The sequence below is a fragment of the Acidovorax sp. NB1 genome, from assembly GCF_005405905.1.
In the GTDB taxonomy this organism is placed as follows: domain Bacteria; phylum Pseudomonadota; class Gammaproteobacteria; order Burkholderiales; family Burkholderiaceae_C; genus Acidovorax.
Genome location: NZ_BJHU01000025.1, coordinates 18,791 through 38,004 on the forward strand (window position 1 = coordinate 18,791; position 19,214 = coordinate 38,004).

21 protein-coding genes are annotated in these 19,214 nt (G+C 59.7%); 13 read left to right on the forward strand and 8 right to left on the reverse strand.

All coding sequences use genetic code 11. The features are described 5' to 3' along the window. Window positions 1-211: 211 nt before the first annotated feature. The 5 genes from AvAM_RS11315 to AvAM_RS11335 all read left to right on the forward strand — a co-directional run bounded on the left by AvAM_RS11315 (window position 212) and on the right by AvAM_RS11335 (window position 4,551). A complete protein-coding gene (locus tag AvAM_RS11315; RefSeq protein WP_249368107.1) occupies window positions 212-550 on the forward strand; it encodes a disulfide bond formation protein B in 339 nt (112 codons plus the stop codon). After that, window positions 540-1,196 carry a thioredoxin domain-containing protein gene (locus AvAM_RS11320; RefSeq protein ID WP_056642951.1) on the forward strand — a complete coding sequence of 219 codons (657 nt, stop codon included), beginning with the start codon at window positions 540-542 and terminating at the stop codon, window positions 1,194-1,196. The genes AvAM_RS11315 and AvAM_RS11320 overlap by 11 nt, the downstream gene beginning before the upstream one ends. 116 nt (window positions 1,197-1,312) lie before the next feature. Beyond that, window positions 1,313-3,541: a cation-translocating P-type ATPase gene (locus AvAM_RS11325; protein WP_082576856.1), complete on the forward strand. Its 2,229-nt coding sequence runs from the start codon at window positions 1,313-1,315 to the stop codon at window positions 3,539-3,541. Between the two features lie 2 nt (window positions 3,542-3,543). Further along, window positions 3,544-3,738: a DUF3703 domain-containing protein gene (locus AvAM_RS11330; protein WP_137747160.1), complete on the forward strand. Its 195-nt coding sequence runs from the start codon at window positions 3,544-3,546 to the stop codon at window positions 3,736-3,738. A gap of 243 nt (window positions 3,739-3,981) precedes the next feature. Further along, the gene (locus AvAM_RS11335; protein ID WP_137747161.1) at window positions 3,982-4,551 is read left to right on the forward strand and encodes a DUF6998 domain-containing protein; all 570 of its coding nucleotides are present in this window, start codon (window positions 3,982-3,984) and stop codon (window positions 4,549-4,551) included. Window positions 4,552-4,750: 199 nt separating this feature from the next. Here the strand turns inward: AvAM_RS11335 and AvAM_RS11340 are convergent, their stop codons facing one another. The 4 genes from AvAM_RS11340 to AvAM_RS11355 all read right to left on the reverse strand — a co-directional run bounded on the left by AvAM_RS11340 (window position 4,751) and on the right by AvAM_RS11355 (window position 6,247). After that, on the reverse strand, window positions 4,751-5,008 hold the full coding sequence (locus AvAM_RS11340; protein WP_137747162.1) for an antitoxin: 258 nt from the start codon (window positions 5,006-5,008) through the stop codon (window positions 4,751-4,753). 244 nt (window positions 5,009-5,252) lie between these two features. Then, a complete protein-coding gene (locus AvAM_RS11345) occupies window positions 5,253-5,627 on the reverse strand; it encodes a hypothetical protein (protein ID WP_249368073.1) in 375 nt (124 codons plus the stop codon). 63 nt (window positions 5,628-5,690) lie between these two features. Next, window positions 5,691-5,912 (reverse strand): hypothetical protein, encoded by a 222-nt coding sequence (locus AvAM_RS11350; protein WP_137747163.1) that lies wholly within the window; start codon window positions 5,910-5,912, stop codon window positions 5,691-5,693. Window positions 5,913-5,938: 26 nt separating this feature from the next. Beyond that, the gene (locus AvAM_RS11355) at window positions 5,939-6,247 is read right to left on the reverse strand and encodes a hypothetical protein (protein ID WP_056058069.1); all 309 of its coding nucleotides are present in this window, start codon (window positions 6,245-6,247) and stop codon (window positions 5,939-5,941) included. An 89-nt stretch (window positions 6,248-6,336) separates the two neighbouring features. Here AvAM_RS11355 and AvAM_RS11360 point away from each other — a divergent pair, with 89 nt between their 5' ends. The 4 genes from AvAM_RS11360 (at window position 6,337) to AvAM_RS11375 (ending at window position 9,252) form a co-directional block, all read left to right on the forward strand. Further along, entirely contained in the window at window positions 6,337-7,260 is a 924-nt protein-coding gene (locus tag AvAM_RS11360) for a DUF72 domain-containing protein (protein ID WP_137747164.1), read from the forward strand. A gap of 237 nt (window positions 7,261-7,497) precedes the next feature. After that, complete coding sequence (locus AvAM_RS11365) at window positions 7,498-7,791, forward strand: DUF4148 domain-containing protein (protein ID WP_137747165.1); 294 nt, start codon at window positions 7,498-7,500, stop codon at window positions 7,789-7,791. A gap of 324 nt (window positions 7,792-8,115) precedes the next feature. Continuing rightward, the gene (locus AvAM_RS11370; protein ID WP_375708153.1) at window positions 8,116-8,871 is read left to right on the forward strand and encodes a DNA/RNA non-specific endonuclease; all 756 of its coding nucleotides are present in this window, start codon (window positions 8,116-8,118) and stop codon (window positions 8,869-8,871) included. 69 nt (window positions 8,872-8,940) lie between these two features. Then, window positions 8,941-9,252 (forward strand): HU family DNA-binding protein, encoded by a 312-nt coding sequence (locus AvAM_RS11375; protein ID WP_056057356.1) that lies wholly within the window; start codon window positions 8,941-8,943, stop codon window positions 9,250-9,252. 120 nt (window positions 9,253-9,372) lie between these two features. Here AvAM_RS11375 and AvAM_RS11380 read toward each other — a convergent pair whose 3' ends face one another. Then, window positions 9,373-9,642: a hypothetical protein gene (locus tag AvAM_RS11380; protein ID WP_094291594.1), complete on the reverse strand. Its 270-nt coding sequence runs from the start codon at window positions 9,640-9,642 to the stop codon at window positions 9,373-9,375. Between the two features lie 78 nt (window positions 9,643-9,720). On the opposite strand from AvAM_RS11380, the gene AvAM_RS11385 reads away from it, so the two are divergent. Beyond that, window positions 9,721-10,179, forward strand: coding sequence for a helix-turn-helix transcriptional regulator (locus AvAM_RS11385; RefSeq protein WP_137747166.1), 459 nt, complete (start codon window positions 9,721-9,723; stop codon window positions 10,177-10,179). A 42-nt stretch (window positions 10,180-10,221) separates the two neighbouring features. On the opposite strand, the gene AvAM_RS11390 is transcribed toward AvAM_RS11385, so the two are convergent. Further along, on the reverse strand, window positions 10,222-10,458 hold the full coding sequence (locus tag AvAM_RS11390) for an MbcA/ParS/Xre antitoxin family protein (protein WP_137747167.1): 237 nt from the start codon (window positions 10,456-10,458) through the stop codon (window positions 10,222-10,224). Window positions 10,459-10,587: 129 nt separating this feature from the next. On the opposite strand from AvAM_RS11390, the gene AvAM_RS11395 reads away from it, so the two are divergent. Next, on the forward strand, window positions 10,588-11,733 hold the full coding sequence (locus AvAM_RS11395) for a hypothetical protein (RefSeq protein WP_137747168.1): 1,146 nt from the start codon (window positions 10,588-10,590) through the stop codon (window positions 11,731-11,733). A gap of 314 nt (window positions 11,734-12,047) precedes the next feature. Here AvAM_RS11395 and AvAM_RS11400 read toward each other — a convergent pair whose 3' ends face one another. Then, entirely contained in the window at window positions 12,048-12,764 is a 717-nt protein-coding gene (locus AvAM_RS11400; protein ID WP_137747169.1) for a DUF2971 domain-containing protein, read from the reverse strand. 372 nt (window positions 12,765-13,136) lie between these two features. Here AvAM_RS11400 and AvAM_RS11405 point away from each other — a divergent pair, with 372 nt between their 5' ends. Together AvAM_RS11405 and AvAM_RS11410 are read left to right on the forward strand one after the other, a co-directional pair. Then, window positions 13,137-17,063 (forward strand): DUF4365 domain-containing protein, encoded by a 3,927-nt coding sequence (locus AvAM_RS11405; RefSeq protein ID WP_137747170.1) that lies wholly within the window; start codon window positions 13,137-13,139, stop codon window positions 17,061-17,063. Window positions 17,064-17,402: 339 nt separating this feature from the next. Next, a complete protein-coding gene (locus AvAM_RS11410; protein WP_137747171.1) occupies window positions 17,403-18,422 on the forward strand; it encodes a hypothetical protein in 1,020 nt (339 codons plus the stop codon). Between the two features lie 92 nt (window positions 18,423-18,514). Here AvAM_RS11410 and AvAM_RS11415 read toward each other — a convergent pair whose 3' ends face one another. Then, window positions 18,515-19,156: a hypothetical protein gene (locus AvAM_RS11415; RefSeq protein ID WP_137747172.1), complete on the reverse strand. Its 642-nt coding sequence runs from the start codon at window positions 19,154-19,156 to the stop codon at window positions 18,515-18,517. Window positions 19,157-19,214: the final 58 nt, after the last annotated feature.

Below are 19,214 nucleotides of genomic sequence, written 5' to 3' on the forward strand. Positions count from 1 at the left end.
GGCCTGTCCGTTCGTTTCAGGGAGTTCCCATGGTCTTTGCCGACGTTTCGTGCGGCCTACTGATCTCATGGGCGCGTAGCACCACACGGGCGCGCGCTTTCAAATCTCGCACGCAGGGCTGGTGCCCATGAGCAGGCCTTGGCTACCACTCCTGCGCGCCTGGCTGGTCTCGATCGTGGCCACCGGCAGTGCCGTGTTCATCGGCGAAGTCATGGGCATGACACCGTGCGTGCTGTGCTGGTACCAGCGCATCGCCATGTTCCCCATCGCTCTGGTCCTTGGCATGTCACTGTACGCAGAAGACCGCCGAGGAGCTGTCTACGCGTTGCCGATGGCACTCACTGGCTTGGTGATCGCTGGCTATCACAGCCTCCTGGTGGCAGGGCTGGTTCCTCAGGCGTGGATCCCATGCTCCGCAGGAGTGTCTTGCGCCAACCAGAAGCTCAGCATCTTTTGGGGTCTGGAGCTGCCTTGGCTCTCGTTTGCATCCTTCGCTGCCATAGCAGCGCTCCTCTTCGTCTACCTGCGCGGAACCCGTCATGATCTCTAGAAAAGCAATCGTCGCCCTTGTGCTGATCGTTTCAGCAGGTGCCTTCGCTGTTGGTGCATACGTATACCAGCGCAACGCACAGTTGGATCAGCAAGCAATCGCCATCAGCCAGTCCGAGCACCTTGTGCGGATGCACTCACCGGTCCTGGGTCCTCGCGAAGCGCCGGTCACCATCGTGGAGTTCTTTGATCCCGCGTGCGAGACGTGCCGCGCCTTCTATCCCATCGTCAAAGACCTGATGCGGCAATACCCCTCCGATGTTCGGTTGGTGATCAGGTACGCCCCCTTTCACAGGGGCGCAGATCAGGTGGTCAAGCTGCTGGAAGCCGCGCGCAAGCAAGATCGATTCGTTCCCGTGCTTGAGTCCTTGCTCGACACGCAGCCAAGCTGGGCAGACCACGGCTCCCCTCGCCTGGAGCTGGCCTCTAGGGCGGCAGCGCAAGCTGGTTTGGACCTGCAACGCGCGCAGGCGGATATGGCTGCCCCAACGATGGATGCTGTCATCCAGCAGGATGTGCAGGATCTCACCGCGCTCCAGGTCAACAAGACGCCGACCTTCTTTGTCAATGGTCGCGCGCTTCCCAGTTTCGGAGCAAAGCAGCTGGCAGACCTGGTTTCCCAGGAGGTCGTGAAGGCCAAAAAGTAGAAGCCGCCATGCAGATTTCCACCCGCCCGGGTTGGCGCCGCAGTCAACACATCGCAGCGCTTGACTCTGAAGTTACTTGAAGGTTTCCAATCACATTACACCAAGGAACCAACACCATGAATTCGAAAGAGAACGCCTACAACGACCATGCTGCAGACGCCTGCTGCGCTGCAGACGCGAAGGCATCGGCGCCAGCACCCGCTCCCCCTGCGGGTTTCGTATCGAAGGGGACCGTGTTCCGAATCTCAACGATGGACTGTGCCGCTGAAGAGAGCGAAATCCGGCGCGCGCTGGAGCCCATATCGGGTGTGCGAGGGCTGGGCTTCCAGTTGGGTGCGCGCACTCTGACGATCGACGCGCCTGAGGACGTGATCCCTGAGGCTGTGGCTGCAATCCGCAAGGCGGGCTTCAATCCGGAGCCTGCGGCGCCTACCCAAGGTGGGGCTGATAGCGATGACCACGGCAATACGGCAGAAGGACTTTGGCGGATGGTGCTGGCACTTGCGCTGGCAATTGCTGCGGAGACCCTGTCTTTCTTCGCACCGGACACCACGGTGTTCAAGGGCATCGGCATGGCCGTTGCGGCCGCAGCGATCTGGCTCGCAGGCTTCTCCACCTACCGCAAGGGCTTCGCAGCGCTCATGCAAGGGCGCCTGAACATCAATGCCCTGATGACCGTCGCCGTGACCGGGGCCTTCCTCATTGGTCAGTGGCCAGAGGCTGCCATGGTGATGGCCTTGTACGCTATCGCCGAGCTGATTGAAGGACGGGCAGTCGACCGGGCTAGAAATGCGATCAAGAGCCTGCTCGACCTCACGCCAGATACCGCTGAAGTCCGCCAGCCCGACGGAAGCTGGACGATGACGCCGGCGGCGGATGTGCAAATAGACACGATCGTTCGCGTGAAGCCTGGTGCGCGTATACCGCTCGACGGGACCGTGGCCAGCGGTACCAGCGCTGTCAACCAGGCACCGGTTACGGGAGAGAGTATCCCGGTGGACAAGGTGCAGGGCGACCCCGTATTCGCAGGCACGATCAACGAGACCGGCACCATTGAAATCACGGTGACGGCCGCAGCAAGCAATACAACCTTGGCCCGCATCATCCAGTCGGTCGAGCAAGCCCAGGGCTCGCGGGCTCCGACACAACAATTCGTTGATCGGTTTGCGGCCATCTATACGCCAGCGGTGTTCATCATCGCTGTCCTGGTCGCAGTCCTGACCCCTGTGTTCCTGGACTTCACATGGATGCAGGCGCTGTACAAGGCGCTGGTCTTGCTGGTCATCGCATGCCCCTGCGCCCTGGTGATTGCAACCCCTGTCACGGTGGTCAGCGGGCTCGCATCGGCGGCTCGCCGCGGGATCCTAATCAAGGGTGGGGTGTACCTCGAAGATGCACACAAGCTCAAGGCCATCGCGCTGGACAAGACCGGGACGATCACGGAAGGCAAGCCGAAGCTCGTGGAGAAGGCCGTTCTTGCATCCCAGCAGCCTGAAGCTGTTGTGCTTCGATGGGCGGCGGATCTCGCAGGACATTCGGATCACCCTGTATCGAAGGCCATCGCACAGGGCCTGGATGCCGGAGAAGGCGGTGTGAGCGGTTTCAAGGCGCTTGCCGGCAGGGGCATAGAAGCCCAACTTCAAGGACAGACGCTGGTGCTGGGGAATCACCGCCTTATCGAAGAGCGGGGACTGTGCTCACCAGCGATAGAGGAACTGCTCGCCAGCCACGAAGCCAAGGGGCGCACGGTCACCCTTCTGGCGGATGAACGGGAGGTTCTTGCCATCTTTGCTGTGGCTGACACAATCAAGGACAGCTCGCGCGAGGCCATAGAGCAGTTGCACGAGCTCGGCGTCGCGTCGGTCATGCTCACAGGTGACAACGTGTCGACGGCGCAGGCCATTGCTAAGCAGGCGGGCATCGACAAGGCGCAAGGAAATCTGCTACCCGAGGACAAGCTGTCTGCCATCGAGAAAATGCAGGCTGAACACGGTCGCACCGCGATGACTGGGGACGGGATCAACGATGCCCCGGCGCTTGCACGTTCCGACATCGGCATTGCCATGGGCGCCGCGGGCACGGACACGGCCATGGAAGCCGCAGACATCGTCATCATGAATGACGATCTGCGACGCATCCCCGAGGTCATAAGGCTCTCTCGGCGCACACGCAACATCCTTTTGCAGAACATCGTGTTCGCCCTGGGCATCAAGGCCTTGTTCCTGGTCCTCGCCGTGTTCGGAAGCGCGTCCATGTGGATGGCTGTCTTCGCCGACATGGGGGCCAGCCTTCTGGTGGTGATCAACGGCCTGCGCCTGCTGCGCGGCGTGTCAAACAAGGCCTGAGCATGACAACGTTTGGAACAAGAATCCGCCCCGCCGTGGATGCTGAACTGCAGGCAGCCAAGACTGCTGACAACGCAGGCCAGGCACAGCTGAGCTTTCGCCATCTGGAGCGCGCCCATGTGCTTGGCCAACCCTGGGCCTGCGAAATGTGCGACATCTCGATAGCACCGACCTCCGGTGTGGCAGCTTCAGGCTGATTGCGGAAGTTCAACACCTGCAAGCTAAACATCTGCACGAAAGGTGATAGCAGTCATTCGCGAACGGTTCGGCTTAGAGAAGCGTACCGACGTTTAGACGTTACCCTCCCGAACCTATGAGCCCATCTGACACAACGTGACATACGCCCCTTACCTCTGCTATACCCACCCCGTTTGCCGATTCACAACGCGAACTGCGGACCGACGCCGCAACAATCGAGCGAGCAAGGAGCGCAAAACAGAATGAGCGATTGGGATTTTCTTCACGACATGCACGACCGTGGATACAGCGCCGACGGCATAGCGGATGCTGCGGCCTGCGGCTATGCACCTTGGGAAGCCAAGTACATCGACCGACAGTGGGCCGAGGAACAACTTGAGGGTGAGCCAGAGGACACTGCCGCCTCGATTCAACCTGTACGAAGCAGGGAGGGCTTTCCGTTCAGTATCCTGGAGCAGACGGAAATCTTCCAAGACTTGGTCGACTGCGCCGAGCGGCATTTCGAGAATACCGGCCGATACCTTCAGGTGTGGGGCGAACTGGGAGAAATCTACGCAGAGATCAAGTTCGGTCTTCGCCGCCATGCGACCCACGCGCCAGGCTCTGACGGCACGATTGACGGCAAGCGGGTTGAGGTGAAGACCATCTCACCCGAAAAGGCCAGCGACCACGTAATGGTCAAGAGCCAAGGCAACTTTGAGAAGCTGCTAATCATCCGGATTGATCGGCACTTCCAGTTCCAAGGCAAGCTCATCGACCGCAGCCAGTTGAGTGGCGGCGCGGGCAAGTACCTCAAGGGTCGACTTCCCTGACGCTGTGACTGGAGTCGAGAAAGATGCCTTTCCGGTAGATGATGGGCGATTTGCAGTCGCTCGTTTCCGCACGACAGAAAAACGGCTTACGCTGCAAACCAGAAAGCTCCGCGCCCTTTACCTGAAGCGGTTCATGCGGACGCATGAACGACAAGGAGTCGTGAATCCGCGCACTACCTCGGGCTCAACAGGCTGGACGTCAAACAACACGTTCCTGAATCGGCAAGCGCTCGTGCAACGCCATGAAGTCAGCCGAGGTCTTCACCCCTGAAGCAAAGAAGCCAGACCAATCGGTTGGACGCGGGGTCAACACCAGCCTCTCGCCCTCGCGGCGGATAAACACCTCACGGACAGAATCGGCAAACCTGCAGCCGGGCGGCAACACTACCGTCTGGGAGCCATTGCTCCAGCCGACGCGGGCTATCAGCAAAGGGTTGGTGGTGTGCTTTTTCGGCATGTCATCCTCCAGGATAAAGACTCCTTCTGCGAACGACTTCTCCCTTAGGCAGATCTTCATCGGCGACTGCCTGAAGCACCGATATCTGCGCAGGAGACAACGGCCCATAGTCGGGTTCGTAGCCCTGGGCCACTCTCGTTGCGGACCTGCGTCGTTGATCATCAACCCGCGTGGGCCCGGGTGCAATGTGGCGACTATCCGACCATGGGTTGGTCATGACGATCCAATCAATAACCAGTCCGGGTCATTCGGCCGCCAAAGCGCCATCACCCACAGTCCACTGCAACTCATCCACTACCCTGCGCATGATCCACACACACTGCGCATCGGTGCACCATCGCTTGGCCAGCAGGCCCTTCAGCGCAGCCTTCACTGTTGCCTCCTGGTTGCCTTCGTAGGTGGCGAGTTTTCTCTGGCAGTACGCGACCATCTGCGAGACCAGATCGTCACACATCTGGAAGGCCGCCATGACCTCGCCTGGCGAAGTGCCAGGGGCATAGAACTTCCCACCTTCCTCGACAAGGTTCATCTTGGGCTGGGCACCCGCAATAGCAGAAGGTACTGCCGTCACCGGAAAGTCTTCAGGCACCCCGGGATAGTTGGCACGGTCTATCGACATATCGACTCCTTGCTGGCTCATGCACCATACAACCGGTAGCTGGTGCGGTGCAATCGAATTGCTTTAAAACGGCGCAGGCGACTCCACCAGGTCCACAGGCCCCTGTCCCGAGTACAGCACCTCCCCCGAGTGCTTCACCATCACCCGCCAGATCTCACCCTCCTGCGTGACCGCATACGCTTCAGCCTCCAGCGGCAGCACTGTCTCCGTCGGGAACGCACCACCGGCTCTGCCAGGTGGCGTGCACATCAAGGTCGGGTAACTCCAGGGCGCGTTGATCGGCATGGCATGTCCTCAGTGGACCTTCACCCTCACACCAGCCGAACTTCAAAGTACGCCCCATCCCCTTCTCCCAGATCCCGGAACCCCGCCTGCTTGGCCGCCGCACTGGCCTTGCCCCAGGCCTTGAGCAAGGTGAGATCGCCAGGCGACACCACCTCGGGTGGCGACTCTTCCAGGCTGTGCATGGTGTCCAGCGCGGCGGCCACCTGTTCGGGGCCGCCAAGCTGCTTTTCCAGAGCCTGGGCATACCGGGTTTCTGCGGCAATCCGCTCCTTGGCAGGGATCTCTTCGGGGTAGTCGCGCAGGGTGACGACATAGGTGGATTCGATGACTTGCATGGCGCTGCTTCTCCTGTGGTTGAATACTGTATAAATATACAGTTTTTTCCGCAAATGCGCATGCAGGATGAACCCAAGGAGGCCTCACCATGGAGCACTCTTTCGCCCCCGACGTTCCTGGTTTCAATCCTTTGGTCGGGACTGCCTCCTGGTCAGACAAGACCTTGCTCGACTGCGGCAAGTTCTATCCGCCCACGGCCAAGACACCTGAAGCACGGCTGCGGTTTTACGCTTCGCAGTTCAACCTGGTGGAGGTGGACACCAGCTACTACGCCATCCCAGCGGTCACCACAGCCCAGCACTGGGCAGAACGCACACCACCTGGGTTTGCGTTCAACGTGAAGGCCTTCAGCCTGTTCACCGGGCAATGGACCAGTACCGATGTCTTGCCCAAGGACATCAAGGAGGCGTTGGGGCCTGGGCGGCGCATGGTCTACAAGGACATGGCAGCGGAGTTTCGGGAGGAGCTGTGGAAGCGCTTTGTGGCCTGTCTAGTGCCCTTACAGGTCAACGGCAAGCTGGGTCTGGTGCACTTCCAGTTCTCGCCAAAGGTAGTGCGCCACCCCGCCGCCATGGCCCACATCGAGCACTGTGTGCAGCATCTTCCAGGTCACACCTTGAGCATCGAGTTCCGGCATCCAAGCTGGTGGGAGAACGATGCGGTGACGGCAGACACCTTGGGCCTGCTCAGGAGCCTGGGCCTGGTCCACACCATCGTGGATGGGCCGCAAGGCTCAGCGCACAGTGTTCCAGCGATCTGGGAGACCACCCATCCCGACCATGCACTGCTCAGGCTGCATGGGCGCAATGAAGTGGCCTATGGGACGCCCGCCAAGTCCGCAGCGGAGCGGTTTGACTATGCGTACACCTCCGCAGAGCTGCAGGCACTGGCCCATCGGTACAGCCCGATTGCGCGGTCGGTGCGGTATCCGCATGCGGTGTTCAACAACTGCATGGAGGACAAGAGCCAGCTCAATGCGCGGGAGTTTTTGGAAGCTTTGAAGGCTTGCTGAGGGCTGGTTGAATCACAGAGGAAGGCGCGGAGGTACCGCGTAGAAAGGTTCCGAAAGATTGTTTTCAATACTGGAACAGTTAGTTTGCGACTGGGTAGTTTTTCCATGAACACCATCGGCGTACAGTTCATTCCATCGATGAGCCGAACCCGCAAGGCGACTCACCGAACCCGGTTCAGGAATGGTTTTTGACCCGGCTTTTTTGAGACGCTTTTTTAGCTTTTAAGGATTTTCATCATGAACAAGACCGCCCGTTTCCTCTCCGTCGCTGCTGTTGCTGCTTTCGCCTCTTTTGGTGCCCATGCTGACGAAGCCGATGGCTCGCAATTTGCCCTGAAGTTCGACACAAACCGCACCCGTGCTGAAGTGCAAGCCGAAGCCGTAGTGGAAGCCAAGACCCACAGCATGGAACCCGCAGGCTCGCGCGTGGTGACCTACAAGTCCAACGCTGACCGCGCTGCCGTGCGTGCCCAGGCTGCCGAAGCCGTGCGCACCGGCCAGATCCCCCACGGCGAATTCAGCGCCATGTAATTGGTAGACCAACTGCTTGAGTTGGATTGAAGCAGTTGCGGGACTTCCCATGGTGGTGGCACTTTGCATTTGCGGGTGTTGCTGCCATGGGGAGTGTTAACTGAGCCGCAGGGGCGGGCAGGCAGAAAGGGCTCCCTTTGGGAGCCCTTTTTGTTTGTGGACCCCATCTCTGCAAGCAGCTGTAAAACCCTGCGGGATCCGAGCCTTCGGGCCAGAAGCGAGAGGTGAACGGTGCTCCAATCGGGCTTCGTTTTGTTCGACCCGAATGCTCCTTCTGTGAATCGTTTGTTCTCTTGGCCAGGTAGCGTACGCCTGGCAGCTGTGTTGGCCCTCTCTCTGGCCGGCGTTGCTCTCCCGAATCTTTCCTGGGCGCGTTCTCCGCAGTTCGACAGTGCCGCGCTGCTCACGCCCGAGCCCACGTCCTTTGCGCAGTGCCCGCAGTTCTTTGCGAACGGCAACCCACCCGCCATCACGCCCCGGCCGCAGTTGCGCGAGCTTTGCTATGAAGCGTTTGCGGTACTGCACTCAGGCACCACCAAGACACCGGTGTTTGTGGCCCAGCGCCTGAACCGCAGGCTAATCGAGGATGCCGACGAGAAGCGGGCCAAGCGGTTCTTTGCGGATGCGCGCTTGCCCAGTGGCGAGCGGGCGGAGCTGGAGGACTACAAGAACTCCGGATACAGCCGTGGGCACATGGCACCTGCGGGAGACATGCCGACACCCACGGCCATGGCGCAGAGCTTCAGCTTGGCGAACATGGTTCCCCAAAACGCTCAGCACAACGGTGGCGCCTGGAACAAGATCGAGCAGGACACGCGGCACTATGTGAAGCGGGCCAAGGGGGATGTGTTTGTGATCACGGGGCCGGTGTTCACGGATGCGGGGCCGCGCATTGGGGCCAATGGGGTGAAGGTGCCGACCTATCTGTACAAACTGGTCTATGACGCCACGACCCAAAGAGCCTGGGCGCATTGGCAAACGAATCAGGAGGGGGAGACGGTCGGGCGGCCGATCAGTTACCAGGAACTGGTGAAGAGGACCGGAGTGGAGTTTTTGCCAAGAAGTGCACTGCAGCATTGAGTGGCAGCAAGGGTCGTGTCAGCGGCGGCGGTATAAATGGTCCTTTCCAACCTCTACACGTGAGCATCCATGAACCGCGCAGAACTCGTTGAAATCCTGGCTTCCAAGAATGATCTGTCCAAGACCGCAGCCAATGCGGTGCTGGAAACGCTGATCGACACCATCCAGACGGCCGTCAAGAAGGGCGATGCCGTGCAGCTGGTGGGTTTTGGCACCTTCAAGTCGGCCAAGCGTGCAGCACGCACGGGCAAAAATCCATCGACTGGTGCTGCGCTGAAGATCCCTGCGAGCACGGTGCCGAAGTTTGTGGCGGGTGCGAAGTTCAAGGCCGTGGTCGATCCCAAGGCTGCGAAGCGCAAGGCGGACAAGGCTGGGAAGTAAGTACCGCTCGTTCGATCTCTACCGGAACAAACCGCCATAGGCTTGGGCCTTTGGCGGTTTTGTTTTTTGAGACGCTGAGGGCCTATCGATTGATAGCGTGCAAATGGATCTCAACAGCTATCAGACGATCTTCCAACCCATCTCTCGGCTGAGTTGCACCGCAGCAGCTTTGGTAGGCACGGCGTCCATCCAGAAAGATGGATCGTCCAGCACACGGACGACCCATTGCGGCTCACCTGTCTCGGTAGTGTGCTCGATGATCACCTCCAGCCTGTCTTCCAAGGCATAACGGATGGCCGTTGCATAGCTGACAGGCGCTTCCTTCTTGAACTCCTTCGCCCAAGGCGTTTGTTCGAGAGTTTCCTGTGTCCAGCTGGGTTTGGTGATCATGGTGTGGAATCTTACGAGGTGGGGGTGTCGATTTGGTGCTCTCGGTGGCAGGCAGGGGCATCTCGTACCATCAGGACTATGAATACATTTTCGAATGCGTTTCGCGCTGAAGTTGTTCGCATGGCGCGCAACGAGCTAAAGCCTGAACTCCAGGGTATGCGCAAGGCGATCACCGGCCACCGCTCTGAGATCGCGGCACTGAAGCGGGAAGTGAAGAGCCTCACTTCGCAGTTGAAGTCGGCTCAACGCCAGACCAAGGTTGGGGGCGGGGCTGCATCCGATCAACCCAAAGTTTCGAAACGGGCCGCGCGCGAGGAATTCGTGTTCGCGCCGGAGATGCTGGCGCAGATGCGCAATGCACTGGGAGCCACCCAGCTTCAAATGGCGGCCCTGTTGGCCGTCTCTCCTCTCACGTACTCGCGGTGGGAGAAGGGGCAGGCTTACCCCCGAACCAAACAGCTGGCGAAGATTGCGGAATTGGTGAACATGGGACCAGCCAAAGCCGAGAAGAAGATGCGCCAGGCTGCGAAGGCCTGAGGCCCAACTGCGCGGCATGCGCTGTGGACCGCCACGAAGGAACTAGGCGAAGCTGCCTTTCTGGATTTGCAGAAGCGTTGCTTGGACCAACGCCAGCCCTTCGGGTTCTTGCAGGACATCCCACGGACGGCGGTTTCCGAAGGCGGGAAGTGGCGCCGCCAGCCACTCCTGCAGCCAAGCCTCGGCGCTGAATCCCTCGGAGTTGCCCGATTCCATCACGATCTGCTGGACCAGGTCCGTCAGAACTTGTGGGGGATGTACGTCGTTGGAGTGGGCCATGCTGCATTCTGGTCTCGTGCCCCGGCACTCGCAACCCGGAGGCTGGGCCTCAGTGTGAAGACTTCGCCCCGCGTGTTTTCCTACCACGCGCGTGTTAGATAACATGGCCGTGTTATTAGCCTAGCCGCCATGCCCTCCCCCAAGACATCCGAACGAACCGCGCAAGCGCTGCAGCGTGTGGCCGCGATGTTCGAAGCCAAGGGTTGGAAGGTCCTGGCCAGTGAGCCCGGCAGCACGGGGCCAGACCTCGTCGTTCGGCGGCGGGGTAAGCGCTACGGGGTGGTACTCAAAGCCACATCCGAGGGGCGAGCAGACAGGGTGATTCCGCTGCTGTCCCAAGCCGTTCTTGAAGCTCGGGCTTATGCCCTTCAGTCGCGTGGATCCATGCCCCTGGCCGTGGTGCATGTGGACCATGCGCCGAGAGCGCTCATTGCCAATGTGATGGCTTTTGCGCAGGAGTTCGCGGCGGAGGTGGCCGTGGGCTTCGTCTCTGCAGAGGGAGCGAGTGAGTTTCTGGGGGACGGATTGGCAGATCTCAACGTCTCTGCACCCTTCAGGCCGCGACAGGTCAGGGGCACGCTGATCCCCGCAGACAACCTGTTTTCTGATCTGAACCAGTGGATGCTGAAGGTCTTGTTGGCGCCGGAGTTGCCAGAAGGGATGCTGAACGCTCCCCGGGGCCAGTACCGCAATGGGGTGGAGCTCGCGCGAGCGGCGCAGGTTTCTGCGATGACCGCCTCCAGGTTCTTGCAGCAGCTGCGGCGCGAGAGATTCCTGCGGGAGTCTCAAGAATTTCTCACGCTGGTGCAGAGAGAGGAGCTGTTCGAGCGCTGGAGTTCAGTGGCGCCGTACGGCACAGCAGATGTGCCTGCCCGGTTCTTGGCCAACATACAAATTGAAGATCGTGTTCAAGAGCTCTTGAACAAAGTCGAAGGCGATGCTTGCCTGGGGCTGTTTGCGGCAGCGGATGGGCTCCGCATGGGACATGTGAGCGGCGTGCCCAGGTACATCTGCGTTCGCCGCATGCCTCGGTTTAATCGGGCGTCCCCGGGAAGCAATCCATGGAATGCACTCCTGCCGTTTCCGAAGGAGGCGCCGCACGTGTTGCTGCGGGTGGCGAGGTTTCCGGAATCGACGTTTCGTGGGGCAGTGCGGCGGGATGGGGTGATGGTGGCCGATGTGATCCAGGTCTGGCTGGATGTGTTGAATCACCCGACGCGGGGGCGGGAGCAGGCGGAGCACATTTTTAGGAAGGTGCTGCTGCCTTTGGTTTGAGGCGGCTGTATTGCTCATCGCGAATCGCAGGATGGACCCAAAGATCGCATTGCAGCGGCTGCTGCCGTTCGCGGCGGCGCCGTCAGATCACGCTGCCTGACAGACTGCGGTCATCTGGATGCCCACACCTCGGCCGACCGAACAGCAGGTATCAAGTAGACAGCTGTCGTAAGCGCCGTCCGGGATCACTCTTCGTCGTGGAAATCAGCTGACAGCGGGTGCGAATAGGTGCTGCCGCCCCATTGCAGTCTTTCCTAGACTGAACTTGAATGTCAGCAGTCTGTCTTTGTGCCGACAACGAAGCTTAGGTCGATTCACTTCTTTTTTCGCCTCTTGCCATACCCAAAACCCGCGACCTGATGAAGCGGACTGATGGTTAAGACGTTTTGTCTTTTCTGTTGGACCATTCTGAACGTTCCAAAGGCGGCACGCGCCTTGATCAGCGTTATGGTCTCGGTGTTTCCGAATACCTGTTTGCGGATGTCCTCAAGACTCCGCTCGCAACGTGCTCCAGCAATGATTTCTCGCAGCTCAAAGTCAGGGGAAAAATCAACGTAGTAGAGGCCAGTTTCTTCATCCCTGTTGGTTAGCTTCTCGATGTACCGCCATTCGCGCTCGTATTCCCAGTCCTTGAACTTCGTAGTCACGACCTGCTTGATCACATCTTCATCGACGGCGGCTTCCAGTGGCGACATTTCCAGTAACACCTGAAGCCGATGGGGTTCGTAGCTCACTTTTATAGGCCGCTGATTTGGAACTTCGATCCCGAGACATACCCCTGTGTGATTCTTCGCGTAGTGACCCCACATAAGAGGGCTCATCCAGTTGTCGCTGAAACTCACAAAGCCGAGCGTATTGACCCAGTGCTTGTAAAGACCGGCAAAGTGGTGTCTGCTCTCCCGATCGCTTTGCTGCACGCCAAGCAACTCAAACGGGTCATTGACTGTGTCGAACGTCGACAGGCGAATGCGTAGCTCTGGAAGGATGTGCTGCTCGAGCGTTTCCAACGATGTCATGTAGTAGAGGCGCATTTATAGAATGTACCGCCTCCAGTGACAGTGAATAGACCAGCGTTCCGCAGACTTCCTCCTGCTACATAGCTGACAGCCAGAATCGGACGACGTGGGGCAGCAGATGGCCGAAAGCAGCGTCTGCAGCCGACCCAGAGCAGTCTTAGAGTGAGTATCAGCAGGCAGGCCGAAAGCGACCGTTGGTGAAATTCGTTGCTTCCATCTGCCGGAGCCGGTTTGCGTCTACAGAGCGGCGGAGGCCGTAGCGTCTGCTGCCTCGGCAAGACGTCGACCTTCGTCATCTCGACGCTAAGTCTTCGGCTCCAGTAGAGTGGGATACTCTCCCCGGAAGCCTGGGTCAGAGCGGCCAACAAACGACGGAAGGAGGCTCCTGTGGCGAACGAAGGACTGCCGAAGACCAGCGACGCGCAAGACATCGGCGCCAATGCTGTCAAGTGCATGAACGTGAACCTGCCGACAAACTGGCGGCCACCTCAGAGCATGGAAGGCACCGACGATTTCGGCTTCGATTTACAAGTCCAGTTCGTCGAGGACCACCAGGCCAAGGAAGTCTTCCGTGTTCAGCTCAAAGGGACGACCGACCCGAAGAAGAACGCCACGGGCGAATACATTTCCATCGAGCTTTCGGCGTCGACTCTGCGTTACTACGCCGGAGTCGCTGAGCCGATCCTGCTGGTGTTGTGCGACCTAAGCGTCGACCCGAACCCTAAGAAATGCCCCGCCTACTACGTATGGCTGCGCGAAGAACTCCTGCGAGTCGGAATCAAGACGATCCCGCTTGATCAGAAGGGAGTGACCTTGAGAGTGCCCACGAGCAACAAGCTCGAGGACGATACGAATCTCCGCGAGGACGTGCGCAGAGCCAATGCTCTCGCGGAGGTGGGTCATGCCCTCGACGTGGGCATTTCGAAGATCAGTCCAGACCTTGATGACGGCAAGCGTCTCGCTCTGGCGCAGGGAGTCGGCGGCGCCGTCGAAGGCCGCAGCCTCACCTTCGTTGAAGCGCTTGCCGCTCCACCGAAGGGATTCTGGATCGAGCCCACGCGCGGCACGCTGGATTGGCATCTGTGGTCAACTCGAAAGCGGCTCGATTCCGGCCAGCTCGAAAAGGCGCGCGCAGAACTCCAATCCGCTTCTTTAATGCTAGCGGGCGCGGCGGAGCTTGCAGTGGCCGAATACTGGTTTCTGCGAGGCAGGCTCGCCACCGCCGACGATGACTCTGAAGCGGCGAGCAAGGCCTTCAAGACGGCGGTGGAAATTAACAGCGAGCCTCGCTTCTGGTCGGCTTGGGCCGAAAGCGAGCTGCGTCGGCGCTATCACCCGGATATTGATGACGACTATTCCGACGTCGCCGACCAGCTCCCGGGCACCGAACCGGAAGTGTTGTCCGCGAAGGCGAGGCTGCTCGCCGCCAGCCAGAAATACGATGAGGCGGTTGCCATCGTCGACTCTTTTTGTGGGCCGGAGAGCCTCGCCGCTCGCGCGGTCATCGAGACGATGTTCTCGAAAGTGGAGAACGCTCTGGCTGCGTGCGAGTCTGGTCTGGCGAGAGCCGACACTCCAGATTCCACGCGACACCTTTTCCAGATCTTGAAGGCGCGAGCTCGCTTCAATCTTGCTTTGAAGCGATCGTCCGTGGTTGACGGGGAAGTTATGGCCCCGTCCGGGCCCAAAGGTGCCGATTCTGAGTTGCTGCACCAGGCGTGGGTCGAGATCCAAGCGGCGGTCGAGATCATGGAGGAGGCGAATTGGGCCAGCAACGCGGATTTCGTGGTGGACATCTGGGTCGCCACCGCCGCGATGCTCGGCAAACAGCGGGAGATCCTTCCCGCCTTAACCGCCGCGGCGAACACGAGGCCGCGGGCCGAGTCCATCCAGAGCGCCTGCGTCACACTCGCCGCGCAATGCGGTGAGTTCGACACGGCGCTGGCGGCCAACGCGAGGCTTCCGGACGACAGCACCAAATTCCTGCGTGAGATCGCGTTTCTCCACGAGAAGCGTTCGCATCCGGAGTGCGTGGCCGCGATGGAGCGGCACGAGAAGAGTCTCGATCCCAGGCACCAACTGTTCTCGGGCGCGGTGGCGTGCGCGATCATGTCAGCCGCCATCTTGATCCGCACTGAGCTTGTCGCGCGTTGGTCGGCCTTGCTTGATCAAACTGGCTTCGAAGCCGAGAGGGCCGCCCTAGCGTATCAGCTTGCCGAGCTGAGCAAGCCGTTCGATCGCGCGGCGGCGCTCGAAGCGCTCGAAGTGAAAGATCAGGAGCTCGAACACCCTCTGCCGACCTCGATGACGCTGCTCGAAACCTACGAGCCGCAAGAGTCGGCCGACGAGGCACAGCGACTACTCGACGTTGCTCGCCGGCTCCTTGAAAAGCACAGGCTATCGTCAGCACTCGCGATGCGCATGGCCTCTTCGATGATGGCTCTGAACGACTGGAAGGGGCTCGCGGCGCTGGCCGATGAGGCCGAGCGCGAGTTTGGATCGAACCCGCGCGTCGACGCATTGAAAGCTTTTGCCCTCGATCGGTTGGGTGAGTCAGAAACCGCGCGCGGGATCCTTGAGCGCCTCCTGAGTAAAGGGACAGCGGACACCTTCGCGCTCAACACCTACGTCAACATCGTTGTTCGTTGGGGGCAGAACGACAAGGGAATCGCCGCAGCGGAGAGGCTTCTGGCTCGGTCAACCGATCGGCGCCAGCAGCTCGAATGCGTCCAACTCCTTTTCAAGCTGATCCAGAAGGCAGATCCCGCGAGTTCGCGACTGGTGGATCTCGCGCTGCGCATGGGCCAGCTCACGGATCAACAGGACGAGATTGAAGAGGGCGTGTTCCTGTCAATGATGATGCTGGCCACGGCGCCCGGGACCGCCAAGCTTTCGAACGAACAGGCCGAGAGCATCCGTCGCAGGATGGAAGCCTTCTTTACGGCTTTTCCAGACTCTCGGGTGCTACGGCGCTTCGAAATGCCGCAGGCCGCGGAGGGCGCGGAGCTCCTGGCCGGGTTGAAGAGGGCCGCAGGGATAACCGAAGAGCGCGAGCGCTTCATATGGCGAGCCGAGCGCCTCCTTCAGGATGGCTTACTGCCGCTTCCCTACTCATGGCGCCCGAGGCACTTCCTGTCGGACGTTCATGACTTGATCCACCTTTGGGAGGTGGCGAAGAAGTCGGGAGTCGATGACCGCAAGCACCACCTCTCGATGGCGGGAGGCGATTGGGCTGCCAAGCCGCTCGACGAGCTGCGGAAGCGCACGCCTCTTCTAGATCTCATCACGCTTCTTGTTCTTCACGATTTAGGCCTGCTCGAAAAGAGCTTCGAATTTTTCGGCAAGGTGGCTGTCGCGCAAAGCACGATCGAACTGCTCGAGGCACTCACGCAGCCTCTGGGCGGCAGCCTCTTCCCGCAAGTAGCCGCATCGCTTCAATCCGCCCTGCGCACGCGGCGCCAATCGCTGCTGCAGCCTAGAACGAACTTTCAGGTCACGAGTCCCCCGTTTTCGCGGGAGTCGCACGAAACCAAGGCGCTGTTAGCTGATCCCTCGTACCAGCTTTACTCGGATGACGCGAATTTCCGAACGTGGTGCCTAGAAGGGCGGGAGCCCGGCATTTGCACTCTTGACCTCCTCCACGGCATGACGGCTGCGGGGCTTGTGACACAAGTGGAAGCCGCGCGGGCGGTTGCCCAGCTATGCAGGTGGCGGGTCGGCTTGCAAATCACCCTTACCCACCAACTTGCCCTGCTGCCACAGAAGCTCGCTTCGGCTTCCGACGTCGAGGAAGGCATTGGCATGCTGCACGCGTCGCAAGACTTCATGGCGATCGCCAACGCAATCTGGGACATACGGCTCGATCTGAGTCGAACCATGCGTCACATCAGCGAGATCACTCGCGAGCTGCTCGCAGAGGTGAAGGTGCAGGAGGTCGTGATCGGCTCGTTCGTCGGTGTTTGGTATTTGAAGGCGAAGCTGCGCCAGGACGCTCCTCACCCAGCACGAAATATGCTGGCGAAGCTTCTCTTGCTTACGGCCAGCATCCGACCGATGCAGGTGCTCGAAGCAATGCGGCTTTGGAGGGTCTTCATCGACTTGGTTGCGTTCGAGTTGGGCGATTCGTTTTGTGAGACCAGCATCGAAGCGATGGTGAGGCAAGTGGCTCAAGAGGTAGCTGATGCGGACGCGCTGATAAACCATCAGGGCGCATCGGGAAGTCCGATCCACGATCGGCTGAGAATTGGTCTTGCCCTGAGTCCAGCTTCGCAGGAATTTGACCGCGCCTATGCCGCCCGCCGAAACCAGCAATGACAGTTTCGTTCGGCATTTAGTTTTCGGCCGCGTCGCGTGAGGGTTTGCGGTCGTCGGTAGGGCTAAATTGCTTACCTTCAAGCAGCCGTTCGCTGCCGTCTGTTTATGGCCGGCTGTGTGCATCGGGGGGGCGGGCCGAGAAAGCGACCGTTCGGAAAGGCCTCCCTTTTTTGTCAGGGTCAGCTTCCGGCAGTACGCAGGTAAACCTGGCCCCGGCCAGAGGCGGAAAGTGGCGAGCGTCGGCTTTATGGCCGCCTTATTGCGCGCTTGACAACCTTCACAGCCTCTGGTTGTCAGGAGCGGCGATAAGATGATGTGCACTGCCAAGAGGGAATGACCATGACCAAGCCGCTCGACGAGCTGTTCACTGATTCGCTGGCGTGCGACGATAACCACGTTGCTCACCATCCGCTGCTTATGTTGCGCAAGGCCAGTCTGGTTGAGGTCATGCGCTTCACTGAGCAGAAATCTGACGCCAACTACGCCCTTTCGCTGCTTCGGGAGATGTTCTCTATAGACTCCTGGTGGGGCGACGCGAAGAGGCTGGAGAAATTCTTCCAGCTCGCAGGTGAACTTCAGTTCTGGATGCTGGCCGAAGCCAATGGGGTCCCGATTGCTCGGGTGCCAGAGGCCAGGACGAAAATGCCCGACTTTAGGTTGAACAGTACAGCCGCATGGGCACCTCGTTTCGAGGTGAAGACGCTGTCGGTCGCCCATGGGTTTCGAAACATTGACGCCATGATGGAAGGCGCAGTCGAAAGCCAGATTGACCTTGACGCGCAGCAAGCGCGCGGAGTGACGTTTGCGACGAACGAACAGGAACTGTCTACGCACGGCCATACTGAGTCTGACCGGAGCATCACCGCGATGTGCGAGAACCTCATCGATAAGACGCAGAACAACATCAAGGGGGGTCAATACAGCGCGGCGACGACGTTTCTTGTACTGAACCTGATGCTCATTGACAGTGCTCGGACTGGCAACTCGATGCTGCGCCCCGTGACGCCAGGTTGGCCGAACGCTTGGTCTGTGAACACCGGCGTCCTTTGGTCGGTCGGCTTTGGCCATGTCGATCAGCTCGTCCACGGTGAACCCGAGTTTGAAGGCAAGCCAGCCATCGAAGGAAGACTGGGTCGCCAGGGCATCCTGGAGAACCCCGACTACCAGGATGTGAAGGGCATCCTGTTCGTCATGCACTCTCGCATCGGGGCCGCGATCTATGGTCTTTGGCGCAGTAAAGATCACACGCACTGGTGGGACCACGAGCAGGATTTGGCTGATGTGCTGGTGAAGCTAACGCAGAACAACTACAACGATGAGCTGGACACCTACGGATTCAACCTTTCCACGGCGCCCTGAGCGGGCAAGTAAACCGGCGCGCGAGCCTCACGGCTGCTTTGCTGCGGTTGCAGTCACTCACGCCCGCAAAGTGAGAGCCAGCTTCAAGCCCGTCACCGGGCACTCACGGGTCGTTCGGAGACAGTGGTCACAGAACCTGATTTGGCTGTCTGATCGGATGATCCCGCATCGATCTCCCGGATGCGATCGATCAGTAGGCCCCGGATGTCGGCCAGCGCCTTGGCAAGCCCATCAATGCTCTCAACTCGGCGTTGAAGCATCTCCTTCAGAACCGACTGCTCGTCCCGTGGAACGATGTCCTTTAAGGCACCTGCGCTCTGAATGACAATCCGCACGAGCTTTATGTCCGTGTCCAAGGTACCTTCGACCTTCTGAGCTAGCTCGACCCAATCAGCCGATTCGTCCTTCGTCTCGGCAGCCGCTCTAGAGATGCAATATCCAATGAGCGTGCGCGCCCCGCGATCAAGGGATCGCGCAAGGTCCAGCCAATGCCTCGCGGGTTCTTCTAGCAAGTCCACTTTATCGACGCGAGCGCCGAGTTCTCGAAAGTAGAAGTAGGACGCACTTTCGGGGTCAAGCGCCTCAAGCGTGTTCAGAAGAGGATCCAACTTTTTGAAGGGGCGGGAACCGTGTCTGAAGCTGTTTCGATGGGCCCATAGCTCCAAGATGGCGCGCCGACACTCGGCCTCAAGCTCTAGCCGATCGCCAGCGCCTTGTGCCTCCAGTCGCTGCATGAGTTCAGCGATGTGGTGCGCCATCCAATGAGACAGCGTGTCCCTGTTCTCGTCCCCG

Bases quoted from the DNA above. Each gene is read 5' to 3' on its own strand.
- AvAM_RS11315 (WP_249368107.1), top strand. From the start codon at position 212: ATGGGCATGACACCGTGCGTGCTGTGCTGGTACCAGCGCATCGCCATG.
- AvAM_RS11320 (WP_056642951.1), top strand. From the start codon at position 540: ATGATCTCTAGAAAAGCAATCGTCGCCCTTGTGCTGATCGTTTCAGCA.
- AvAM_RS11325 (WP_082576856.1), top strand. From the start codon at position 1,313: ATGAATTCGAAAGAGAACGCCTACAACGACCATGCTGCAGACGCCTGC.
- AvAM_RS11330 (WP_137747160.1), top strand. From the start codon at position 3,544: ATGACAACGTTTGGAACAAGAATCCGCCCCGCCGTGGATGCTGAACTG.
- AvAM_RS11335 (WP_137747161.1), top strand. From the start codon at position 3,982: ATGAGCGATTGGGATTTTCTTCACGACATGCACGACCGTGGATACAGC.
- AvAM_RS11340 (WP_137747162.1), bottom strand. From the start codon at position 5,008: ATGCCGAAAAAGCACACCACCAACCCTTTGCTGATAGCCCGCGTCGGC.
- AvAM_RS11345 (WP_249368073.1), bottom strand. From the start codon at position 5,627: ATGTCGATAGACCGTGCCAACTATCCCGGGGTGCCTGAAGACTTTCCG.
- AvAM_RS11350 (WP_137747163.1), bottom strand. From the start codon at position 5,912: ATGCCGATCAACGCGCCCTGGAGTTACCCGACCTTGATGTGCACGCCA.
- AvAM_RS11355 (WP_056058069.1), bottom strand. From the start codon at position 6,247: ATGCAAGTCATCGAATCCACCTATGTCGTCACCCTGCGCGACTACCCC.
- AvAM_RS11360 (WP_137747164.1), top strand. From the start codon at position 6,337: ATGGAGCACTCTTTCGCCCCCGACGTTCCTGGTTTCAATCCTTTGGTC.
- AvAM_RS11365 (WP_137747165.1), top strand. From the start codon at position 7,498: ATGAACAAGACCGCCCGTTTCCTCTCCGTCGCTGCTGTTGCTGCTTTC.
- AvAM_RS11375 (WP_056057356.1), top strand. From the start codon at position 8,941: ATGAACCGCGCAGAACTCGTTGAAATCCTGGCTTCCAAGAATGATCTG.
- AvAM_RS11380 (WP_094291594.1), bottom strand. From the start codon at position 9,642: ATGATCACCAAACCCAGCTGGACACAGGAAACTCTCGAACAAACGCCT.
- AvAM_RS11385 (WP_137747166.1), top strand. From the start codon at position 9,721: ATGAATACATTTTCGAATGCGTTTCGCGCTGAAGTTGTTCGCATGGCG.
- AvAM_RS11390 (WP_137747167.1), bottom strand. From the start codon at position 10,458: ATGGCCCACTCCAACGACGTACATCCCCCACAAGTTCTGACGGACCTG.
- AvAM_RS11395 (WP_137747168.1), top strand. From the start codon at position 10,588: ATGCCCTCCCCCAAGACATCCGAACGAACCGCGCAAGCGCTGCAGCGT.
- AvAM_RS11400 (WP_137747169.1), bottom strand. From the start codon at position 12,764: ATGCGCCTCTACTACATGACATCGTTGGAAACGCTCGAGCAGCACATC.
- AvAM_RS11410 (WP_137747171.1), top strand. From the start codon at position 17,403: ATGACCAAGCCGCTCGACGAGCTGTTCACTGATTCGCTGGCGTGCGAC.
- AvAM_RS11415 (WP_137747172.1), bottom strand. From the start codon at position 19,156: ATGCAGCGACTGGAGGCACAAGGCGCTGGCGATCGGCTAGAGCTTGAG.